At 70.0% G+C, this 10,170-nt stretch carries 8 protein-coding genes; all 8 read right to left on the reverse strand.

The features are described 5' to 3' along the window. Positions 1 to 8 precede the first annotated feature (8 nt). Positions 9 to 1,667, reverse strand: a complete 1,659-nt coding sequence (gene nuoN / locus G6W55_RS27425; RefSeq protein WP_175523476.1) for an NADH-quinone oxidoreductase subunit NuoN — start codon at positions 1,665 to 1,667, stop codon at positions 9 to 11. Beyond that, on the reverse strand, positions 1,664 to 3,235 hold the full coding sequence (locus G6W55_RS27430) for an NADH-quinone oxidoreductase subunit M (protein ID WP_175523477.1): 1,572 nt from the start codon (positions 3,233 to 3,235) through the stop codon (positions 1,664 to 1,666). The genes nuoN and G6W55_RS27430 overlap by 4 nt, the downstream gene beginning before the upstream one ends. 5 nt (positions 3,236 to 3,240) lie before the next feature. Next, positions 3,241 to 5,154 carry an NADH-quinone oxidoreductase subunit L gene (nuoL, locus tag G6W55_RS27435; protein WP_175523478.1) on the reverse strand — a complete coding sequence of 638 codons (1,914 nt, stop codon included), beginning with the start codon at positions 5,152 to 5,154 and terminating at the stop codon, positions 3,241 to 3,243. 15 nt (positions 5,155 to 5,169) lie between these two features. Beyond that, positions 5,170 to 5,469, reverse strand: coding sequence for an NADH-quinone oxidoreductase subunit NuoK (gene nuoK, locus G6W55_RS27440; RefSeq protein ID WP_015658544.1), 300 nt, complete (start codon positions 5,467 to 5,469; stop codon positions 5,170 to 5,172). After that, complete coding sequence (locus tag G6W55_RS27445; protein WP_175523479.1) at positions 5,466 to 6,320, reverse strand: NADH-quinone oxidoreductase subunit J; 855 nt, start codon at positions 6,318 to 6,320, stop codon at positions 5,466 to 5,468. The genes nuoK and G6W55_RS27445 overlap by 4 nt, the downstream gene beginning before the upstream one ends. Next, the gene (nuoI, locus tag G6W55_RS27450; RefSeq protein WP_175523480.1) at positions 6,317 to 6,928 is read right to left on the reverse strand and encodes an NADH-quinone oxidoreductase subunit NuoI; all 612 of its coding nucleotides are present in this window, start codon (positions 6,926 to 6,928) and stop codon (positions 6,317 to 6,319) included. The genes G6W55_RS27445 and nuoI overlap by 4 nt, the downstream gene beginning before the upstream one ends. Next, positions 6,921 to 8,285, reverse strand: coding sequence for an NADH-quinone oxidoreductase subunit NuoH (nuoH, locus tag G6W55_RS27455; protein ID WP_078634465.1), 1,365 nt, complete (start codon positions 8,283 to 8,285; stop codon positions 6,921 to 6,923). The genes nuoI and nuoH overlap by 8 nt, the downstream gene beginning before the upstream one ends. Continuing rightward, a partial coding sequence (locus G6W55_RS27460) for an NADH-quinone oxidoreductase subunit G (protein WP_175523481.1) occupies positions 8,282 to 10,170 on the reverse strand: 1,889 nt, incomplete at its 5' end. The genes G6W55_RS27460 and nuoH, both read right to left, overlap by 4 nt.

Here is a 10,170-nt window from a genome sequence, read left to right on the forward strand (position 1 = left end):
AGCAGCCGTCAGCGCACGAACACCCCTGCCTGGTTCGCCAGGTCCAGGAAGTACTGCGGTGCGACGCCGAGCACCAGGGTGACGGCGACGCCGACCCCGATCGCGGTCATCGTCAGCGGCGAGGGGACGGCGACGGTCGGGCCCTCGGGCCGCGGCTCGCTGAAGAACATGAGCACGATCACGCGGATGTAGAAGAACGCGGCGATCGCCGACGAGATCACACCGACCACGACCAGTGGCGCGGCGCCGCCCTCCGCGGCCGCCTTGAACACGGCGAACTTCCCGGCGAACCCGGAGGTCAGCGGGATGCCGGCGAAGGCCAGCAGGAACACCGCGAACACGGCCGCGACCAGCGGCGAGCGGCGGCCGAGCCCCGCCCACTTGGACAGGTGCGTGGCCTCGCCCCCGGCGTCGCGGACCAGGGTGACGACCGCGAAGGCGCCGATCGTCACGAAGGAGTACGCGGCCAGGTAGAACAGCACCGACGAGACGCCGTCGGGGGTGGTGGCGATGACACCCGCGAGGATGAACCCGGCGTGCGCGATGGACGAGTACGCCAGCAGGCGCTTGATGTCGGTCTGGGTGATCGCGACGATCGCGCCGCCCAGCATGGTGACGATCGCGACGCCCCACATGACCGGCCGCCAGTCCCAGCGCAGGCCCGGCAGGACGACGTACAGGACGCGCAGCAGCGCGCCGAAGGCGGCCACCTTGGTCGCGGCGGCCATGAAGCCGGTGACCGGGGTGGGGGCGCCCTGGTAGACGTCGGGCGTCCACATGTGGAAGGGCACCGCGCCGACCTTGAACAGCAGGCCCATGACGATCATCGCGGTGCCGATGAGCAGCAGCGCGTCGTTGCCCATGGTGTCGGCGAGGGCCGGGTTCACGTTCTTGACGGTGCCGTCGACGACCTGGGCGATGGTGCCGTAGGACACCGATCCGGCGTAGCCGTAGAGCAGGGCGATGCCGAACAGGGTGAACGCGGAGGCGAAGGCGCCGAGCAGGAAGTACTTGACCGCGGCCTCCTGGGACATGAGCCGCTTGCGGCGGGCCAGGGCGCACAGGAGGTAGAGCGGGAGGGAGAAGACCTCCAGGGCGATGAAGAAGGTCAGCAGGTCGTTGGCGGCCGGGAAGACCAGCATGCCCGCGACGGCGAACAGCAGCAGCGGGAAGACCTCGGTGGTGGTGAAGCCTGCCTTGACGGCGGCCTTCTCGCTGTCGCTGCCGGGCACGGAGGCCGCCTGGGCGGCGAAGGAGTCGACCCGGTTGCCGTGCGCCTCGGGGTCGAGGCGTCGTTCGGCGAAGGTGAACAGGCCGACCAGGGCGGCCAGCAGGATGGTGCCCTGGAGGAACAGGGCGGGTCCGTCGACGGCGATGGCGCCCATGGCGGCGATGCCCGCCTTGGTGGTGCCGTAGCCGTTGGCCGCCAGGGCGACCACGGCGGCGAAGCCGGCGGTCAGGGCGACGACGGACACGAAGAGCTGGGCGTGGTAGCGGTGCTTGCGCGGCACGAACGCCTCGACCAGCATCCCGACGATCGCCGCGCCCACGACGATCAGGGTGGGCGACAATTGACCGTATTCGATCTTGGGTGCGTCGATCTTGGCGATCGGGTCGACCGCCGTCGTCGCCGTTGTCCACAGGCTGTGGACGGCTGATGCGCTCACTTGGCCGCCTCCACCTCGGGCTTGGGGTCCTTCTCGTGTACGTCGGACAGGGTCTGCTTGACCGCCGGGTTGACGATGTCCGTGACCGGCTTCGGGTAGACGCCCAGGAAGATCAGCAGCACGATCAGCGGTGCGACGACCGCCAGCTCACGCACCCGCAGATCGGGCATGGCCGAGACCTCGGGTTTCACCGGTCCGGTCATCGTCCGCTGGTAGAGGACGAGCGTGTACAGGGCGGCGAGCACGATGCCGAAGGTGGCGACGATGCCGATCACCGGATAGCGGGCGAACGTGCCGACCAGGACGAGGAACTCGCTGACGAACGGGGCGAGTCCGGGCAGCGAGAGCGTCGCCAGACCGCCGATCAGGAAGGTGCCGGCGAGCACCGGGGCGACCTTCTGCACCCCGCCGTAGTCGGCGATGAGCCGCGAGCCGCGCCGGGAGATCAGGAAGCCGGCGACCAGCATCAGGGCGGCCGTCGAGATGCCGTGGTTGACCATGTACAGCGTCGCGCCGGACTGGCCCTGGCTGGTCATCGCGAAGATGCCCATGATGATGAACCCGAAGTGCGAGATCGACGCGTACGCCACCAGCCGCTTGATGTCCCGCTGGCCGACCGCGAGCAGCGCCCCGTAGATGATGCTGATCAGGGCGAGGACGAGGATGGCGGGCGTCGCCCACTTGCTGGCCTCGGGGAAGAGCTGGAGGCAGAAGCGGAGCATCGCGAAGGTGCCGACCTTGTCGACGACCGCGGTGATGAGGACGGCGACCGGGGCGGTGGCCTCGCCCATGGCGTTGGGCAGCCAGGTGTGCAGCGGCCACAGCGGCGCCTTCACCGCGAAGGCGAAGAAGAAGCCGAGGAACAGCCAGCGTTCGGTGTTCGTCGCCATCTCGAGCGAGCCGTTGGCGCGGGCCTCGGCGATCTCCGTGAGGGAGAAGTTCCCGGCGACCACGTAGAGCCCGATCACCGCGGCCAGCATGATCAGTCCGCCGACCAGGTTGTAGAGCAGGAACTTCACGGCGGCGTACGAGCGTTGGGTGGACGCCACCTTCTCGCCGTGCTCGTGGGCCCGGTCCCCGAAGCCTCCGATGAGGAAGTACATCGGGATGAGCATGGCTTCGAAGAAGATGTAGAAGAGGAAGACGTCGGTGGCCTCGAAGGAGATGATCACCATCGCCTCGACGGCCAGGATCAGCGCGAAGAAGCCCTGGGTCGGGCGCCACCGCTTGCTGCCGGTCTCCAGCGGGTCGGCGTCGTGCCAGCCCGCCAGGATGATGAACGGGATCAGCAGGGCGGTGAGCGCGATCAGCGCGACCGCGATGCCGTCCACGCCCAGTTCGTAGCGGACGCCGAAGTCGGCGATCCAGGAGTGGGACTCGGTGAGCTGGTAGCGGTCTCCGCCCGGGTCGAAGCGGACCAGGATCGTGACCGCCAGGGCGAGGGTGCCCAGGGAGACGAGCAGCGCCAGCGCCTTGGCGGCGTTGCGCCGGGCGGCCGGGACGGCGGCCGTGGCCACCGCCCCGATCGCCGGAAGCAGCGCCGTCGCTGTCAGCAGAGGAAAGGACATCGGTATCAGACCGCCCTCATCAGCAGGGTCGCGGCGATGAGGACCGCCGCACCGCCGAACATCGAGACCGCGTACGACCGCACGAAGCCGTTCTGGAGCCGGCGCAGCCGTCCCGAGAGGCCGCCGACCGAGGCCGCCGTGCCGTTGACGACGCCGTCGACCAGGGTGTGGTCGACGTACACCAGGGAGCGCGTGAGGTGTTCGCCGCCGCGCACCAGGACCACATGGTTGAAGTCGTCCTGGAGCAGGTCGCGGCGGGCGGCCCGGGTGAGCAGCGAGCCGCGCGGGGCGACGGCCGGGACCGGGCGGCGGCCGTACTGCGCCCAGGCGATGGCCACGCCGATCACCAGGACCACCATGGTGGCGAGGGTGACGGTGAGGGCGCTGACCGGCGGGTTGCCGTGCGCGTGGCCGGTGACCGGCTCCAGCCAGTGCACGAAGCGGTCGCCGATGCTGAAGAAGGCGCCCGCGAAGACCGAGCCGAAGGCCAGCACGATCATCGGGATCGTCATGGACGACGGGGACTCGTGCGGGTGCGGCTCGTGCCCGTGCTCGTCGGGCTGCCAGCGCTTCTCGCCGAAGAACGTCATCAGCATCACGCGCGTCATGTAGTACGCGGTGATGGCCGCGCCCAGCAGGGCGCAGCCGCCGAGGATCCAGCCCTCGGTGCCGCCCTTGGCGAACGCCGCCTCGATGATCTTGTCCTTGGAGAAGAAGCCGGACAGGCCCGGGAAGCCGATGATCGCGAGGTAGCCGAGGCCGAAGGTGATGAAGGTGATCGGCATGTATTTGCGGAGGCCGCCGTAGCGGCGCATGTCGACCTCGTCGTTCATGCCGTGCATGACCGAGCCGGCGCCGAGGAACAGGCCGGCCTTGAAGAAGCCGTGCGTCACCAGGTGCATGATCGCGAAGACGTAGCCGATCGGGCCGAGGCCCGCGGCCAGCACCATGTAGCCGATCTGCGACATCGTCGAGCCGGCCAGCGCCTTCTTGATGTCGTCCTTCGCGCAACCGACGATCGCACCGAACAGGAGCGTGACGGCGCCGACGATCGTGACCACGAGCTGGGCGTCCGGGGCGGCGTTGAAGACCGCGGCGGACCGGACGATCAGATAGACGCCGGCGGTCACCATGGTGGCCGCGTGGATGAGGGCCGAGACCGGGGTCGGGCCCTCCATCGCGTCCCCGAGCCAGGACTGGAGCGGCACCTGGGCCGACTTGCCGCAGGCGGCGAGCAGCAGCATCAGGGCGATCGCGGTGAGCTTGCCCTCGGTGGCGTCACCGGCGATGCCGGGCTCGCCCTCCGATCCGAGCAGCGGTCCGAACGCGAAGGTCCCGAAGGTGGTGAACATCAGCATGATGGCGATCGACAGGCCCATGTCGCCGACCCGGTTGACCAGGAACGCCTTCTTCGCGGCGGTGGCGGCGCTGGGCTTGTGCTGCCAGAAGCCGATCAGCAGGTAGGAGGCGAGACCGACGCCCTCCCAGCCGACGTACAGCAGCAGGTAGTTGTCGGCGAGGACCAGGATCAGCATCGCCGCGAGGAACAGGTTGAGGTAGCCGAAGAAGCGGCGGCGCCGCTCGTCGTGCTCCATGTACCCGATCGAGTACAGGTGGATCAGCGAGCCGACGCCCGTGATCAGCAGCACGAACGTCATCGAGAGCTGGTCCAGGCGGAAGGCGACGTCCGCCTGGAAGCCCTCGACGGGGATCCAGGTGAACAGGTGCTGGGTCAGCGTCCGGTCGTCGGCGCCGCGGCTCAGCAGGTCCCCGAAGAGGATCGCGCCGAACACGAAGGAGACGGTGGACAGCAGGGTGCCGATCCAGTGGCCGACGGCGTCGAGCCGGCGGCCGCCGACCAGAAGGACGGCCGCTCCGAGCAGGGGCGCCGCGATCAGCAGCGCAATCAGGTTCTCCACGATTCTTCCGACCCCTTACAGCTTCATCAGGCTGGCGTCGTCGACCGAGGCCGAGTGGCGGGAGCGGAACAGCGACACGATGATCGCGAGTCCCACCACGACCTCCGCTGCGGCGACGACCATCGTGAAGAAGGCGATGATCTGGCCGTCGAGGTTGCCGTGCATCCGGGAGAAGGCGACGAGCGAGAGGTTGCAGGCGTTGAGCATCAGCTCGATGCACATGAACACCACGATGGCGTTGCGCCTGATCAGCACACCGGTGGCGCCGATCGTGAACAACAGGGCGGCGAGGTAGAGGTAGTTGACCGGGTTCACTTCGACGCCTCCTTGCTCCACCGGGACTTGCGCTCCAGCCCGGGCCGCTCGCCGCCGCTCCGCTCCAGCCGCTCCTGGGAGCGCTGTTCCAGGGCCTTGAGGTCGGCCAGCGCCTCGGTGGACACGTCCCGGATCTGGCCGCGCTCACGCAGCGTGGCGCTGACCGTCAGCTCGGACGGGGTGCCGTCGGGCAGCAGGCCCGCGATGTCCACCGCGTTGTGCCGCGCGTACACGCCCGGGGCGGGCAGCGGCGGGAGGTGCTTGCCCTCGCGCACCCGCTCCTCGGCCAGCTCGCGCTGGGTCTTCGCGCGCTCGGTGCGCTCCCGGTGGGTGAGCACCATCGCGCCGACGGCGGCCGTGATCAGCAGGACGCCGGTGATCTCGAACGCGAAGACGTACTTGGTGAAGATGAGGGAGGCCAACCCCTCCACGTTCCCCGCGGCGTTGGCCTCGGCGAGACCGCTGAACTCCGTCAGGGAGGCGTTGCCGATCCCGGCGAACAGCAGGATGCCGAAGCCGAGCCCGCACAGCAGGGCCATCCAGCGCTGGCCCTGGATGGTCTCCTTCAGGGAGTCCGCCGCGGTGACACCGACGAGCATCACCACGAACAGGAACAGCATCATGATCGCGCCGGTGTAGACGACGATCTGGACGATGCCCAGGAAGTAGGCGCCGTTGGCGAGGTAGAACACCGCCAGGACGATCATGGTGCCGGCCAGGGAGAGCGCGCTGTGCACGGCCTTGCGCATCAGGACGGTGCTCAGGGCGCCGATCACCGCGACGGTGCCGAGCACCCAGAACTGGACCGCCTCGCCGGTGGAGGTGGAGTAGGCGGCGAGCTGCGCGCTCATGCCTGCACCTCCTGGTCTTCCGGCTTCTCTCCCTTGGAGACGGCGACCTGGACCTCGGTGCCGGGCGCGGCCTCGGTGATCAGCCCCCGGTAGTAGTCCTGCTCGTCCGTGCCCGGGTAGATCGCGTGCGGGCTGTCGACCATGCCCTCTTCGAGCCCGGCGAGCAGTTGTTCCTTGGTGTAGATCAGGTTCGCGCGGCTGGAGTCGGCCAGTTCGAACTCGTTGGTCATCGTCAGCGCGCGCGTGGGGCACGCCTCGATGCACAGTCCGCACAGGATGCAGCGGGCGTAGTTGATCTGGTAGACGCGGCCGTACCGCTCGCCCGGCGAGTAGCGCTCCTCGTCGGTGTTGTCCGCGCCCTCGACATAGATGGCGTCGGCGGGGCAGGCCCAGGCGCACAGTTCACAGCCGACGCACTTCTCCAGGCCGTCCGGATGGCGGTTGAGCTGGTGCCGTCCGTGGAAGCGCGGAGCCGTGGTCTTCTTCTGCTCCGGGTACTGCTCGGTCAGCCGCTTCTTGAACATGGCCTTGAAGGTCACGCCGAAGCCGGCCACGGGGTTCTGGAAACCGGGCGTCGTCTGCCCGGCCTCCTGGGGCTCCTCAGCCATCGGACGCCTCCTTTCCATCCAGAGATCCGTCACTGTGAGTATCGGTCCCGCCACTGACAATCAGCTCCCGCTCCCGGTGCGGGCGGCGCCTGGGCACCGGCGGCAACTGCTGTCCCGGCAGCGGCGGCACGGGGAAGCCGCCCGCCATCGGGTCGAACTCGACGGGCTCGGCCGCTGCCTCCCGCTTCTGCTTCTCGCCGCCGCGGAACATGTCGACGACGAAGGAGAGCAACAGCAGGACCAGCACGCCGCCGCCCACGTAGAGCGCGATGTCGGCGAAGTCGAGGTTCTCGTTGCGCAGGGTCCGTACGGTCGCGACGAGCATCAGCCAGGTCACCGAGACCGGGATGAGGACCTTCCAGCCGAGCTTCATGAGCTGGTCGTAGCGCACGCGCGGGAGCGTGCCGCGCAGCCAGATGAAGCCGAACAGCAGCAGTTGGACCTTGATGACGAACCAGAGCATCGGCCACCAGCCGTGGTTCGCGCCCTCCCAGAAGGTGCTGACCGGCCAGGGTGCCCGCCAGCCGCCGAGGAACAGCGTGGTCGCGACGGCCGAGACCGTCACCATGTTCACGTACTCGGCGAGCATGAACATCGCGAACTTGATCGAGGAGTACTCGGTGTTGAAGCCGCCGACCAGGTCGCCCTCGGACTCCGGCATGTCGAAGGGGGCGCGGTTGGTCTCGCCGACCATCGTCACGATGTAGAGCAGGAAGGAGACCGGCAGCAGGATGATGTACCAGCGGTCCTGCTGCTGTTCGACGATGGTCGACGTCGACATCGACCCGGAGTAGAGGAACACCGAGGCGAACGCGGCGCCCATGGCGATCTCGTACGAGATCATCTGCGCGCAGGAGCGCAGCCCGCCGAGGAGCGGGTAGGTCGATCCGGAGCTCCAGCCCGCGAGGACGATGCCGTAGATGCCGACGGAGGCGACCGCGAGGATGTAGAGGACCGCGATCGGCAGGTCGGTGAGCTGCATCGTGGTGCGCTGGCCGAAGATCGAGATCTCGTTGCCGGCCGGGCCGAAGGGGATCACCGCGATCGCCATGAAGGCCGGGATGGCCGCCACGATCGGCGCGAGGACGTACACCACCTTGTCGGCGCGCTTGACGATGAGGTCTTCCTTCAGCATCAGCTTCACGCCGTCGGCGAGCGACTGGAGCATGCCCCAGGGGCCGTGCCGGTTGGGGCCGACGCGCAACTGCATCCAGGCGACGACCTTGCGCTCCCAGACGATGGAGAACAGCACGGTCACCATCAGGAAGGCGAAGCAGAACACCGCCTTGACGACGACCAGCCACCAGGGGTCGGTGCCGAACATCGAGAGGTCTTCAGCGGCGAGGGACGGGCTCATGCCTCCACCTCCTCGGTGGCTTCGGCGGCGGGCGTCGCCGGGCCGATGCGGACGAGGGCGCCGGGGGTGGCGCCGGTCTCGGAGGCGACGCCCGCGCCCACCGAGTTCAGCGGGAGCCACACCACCCGGTCGGGCATCTCGGTGACTTCGAGGGGCAGTTCGACCGAGCCGGCCGGTCCGGTCACGGCGAGCACGTCGCCGTCCTTGACGCCGGCCTCGGCGGCGGTGGCGGCGGACACGCGCGCGTGGGCCGCGTGCCGGGTCCCGGCGAGCGCCGTGTCGCCCTGCTGGAGGAGACCGTGGTCGAGCAGCAGCCGGTGTCCGGCCAGGACGGCCTCTCCGGCGGCGGGCCGCGGCAGCGGTACGGCGGTCTGCGTGGACGCGCCCGCCCGCTCGCCGTCCCAGGCGCCGAGCCGGTCCAGCTCCGCGCGCGCGGTGCGCAGGTCCGGCAGGCCCAGGTGGACGTCCATGGCGTCGGCCAGCATCTGGAGCACGCGCGCGTCGGACGGTGCCAGGCGCCGCGTCATCTGGTCGGGCTTGAGCGCGGCCTCGAAGAAGCGCACCCTGCCCTCCCAGTTGAGGAAGGCGCCCGGCTTCTCGGCGACCGCCGCGACCGGCAGGACGACATCGGCGTGCCGGGTGACCTCGCCGGGCCGCAGCTCCAGCGACACCACGAACCCGGCCTCGGCCAGCGCGGCACGCGCGCGTGCCGGGTCGGGCAGGTCGGCGATCTCGACCCCGGCCACCAGCAGCGCCTGGAGTTCGCCGGTCACGGCGGCCTCGACGATCTGCCCGGTGTCACGCCCGTAGCGGTGCGGGAGTTCGGCGATCCCCCAGGCGGCGGCGACCTCCTCCCGCGCGCGCGGGTCGGTGGCCGGGCGGCCGCCCGGCAGCAGCGACGGCAGCGCGCCGGCCTCGATCGCGCCGCGCTCCCCGGCCCGGCGCGGGATCCACACCAGCCGGGCCCCGGTCGCGTCGGCGGCCCGCGCGGCGGCGGTCAGACCGCCGGCCACCGCGGCCAGCCGTTCGCCGACGACGATGACCGCGCCCTCGGCGCGCAGCGCCTCCGCGGCCCGGGTGCCGTCCGCGTCCAGACCGAACCCGCTGGTCAGCGCGTCCAGCCACTCGGTCTCGGTGCCCGGCGCGGCCGGCAGCAGGGTGCCGCCCGCCTTCTGGAGGCCCCGCGTCGCGTGCGTGGCGAGGGAGAACACCTGCTGTCCGTGCTTGCGCCATGCCTTGCGCAGCCGCAGGAAGACGCCGGGGGCCTCCTCCTCGGACTCGAACCCGATCAGCAGGACGGCGGGCGCCTTGCCGAGGGTGGTGTACGTGACGCCCGTACCGTCGAGGTCGCGGCCGACCCCGGCGACCCGGGCGGCCAGGAAGTCGGCCTCCTCGCCGCTGTGCACGCGCGCGCGGAAGTCGATGTCGTTGGTGTCGAGCGCCACGCGCGCGAACTTGCTGTACGCGTAGACGTCCTCGACGGTGAGCCGGCCGCCGGTCAGGACTCCGGTGCGGCCGCGCGAGGCGAGCAGGCCCTGCGCGGCGATCTGGAGCGCCTCCGGCCAGGAGGCCGGTTCGAGATCGCCCTCGGCGTTGCGCACCAGGGGCGTCTGGAGCCGGTCGCGCTGCTGCGCGTACCGGAACCCGAACCGCCCCTTGTCGCAGATCCACTCCTCGTTGACCTCGGGGTCCTCGGCGGCCAGGCGCCGCATGACCTTGCCGCGCCGGTGGTCGGTGCGGGTGGCGCAGCCGCCGGAGCAGTGCTCGCACACCGACGGCGAGGAGACGAGGTCGAAGGGCCGGGAGCGGAATCGGTACGCCGCCGAGGTCAGCGCGCCGACCGGGCAGATCTGGATGGTGTTGCCGGAGAAGTACGACTCGAAGG

This window comes from Streptomyces sp. CAI-85 (genome assembly GCF_013363615.1).
Classification (GTDB): Bacteria; Actinomycetota; Actinomycetes; order Streptomycetales; family Streptomycetaceae; genus Streptomyces; species Streptomyces antibioticus_B.

Coding starts and splice junctions, on each gene's coding strand:
- G6W55_RS27430 (WP_175523477.1), bottom strand. CDS start 3,235: ATGTCCTTTCCTCTGCTGACAGCGACGGCGCTGCTTCCGGCGATCGGG.
- G6W55_RS27445 (WP_175523479.1), bottom strand. CDS start 6,320: ATGAGCGCGCAGCTCGCCGCCTACTCCACCTCCACCGGCGAGGCGGTC.
- nuoI (WP_175523480.1), bottom strand. CDS start 6,928: ATGGCTGAGGAGCCCCAGGAGGCCGGGCAGACGACGCCCGGTTTCCAG.
- nuoH (WP_078634465.1), bottom strand. CDS start 8,285: ATGAGCCCGTCCCTCGCCGCTGAAGACCTCTCGATGTTCGGCACCGAC.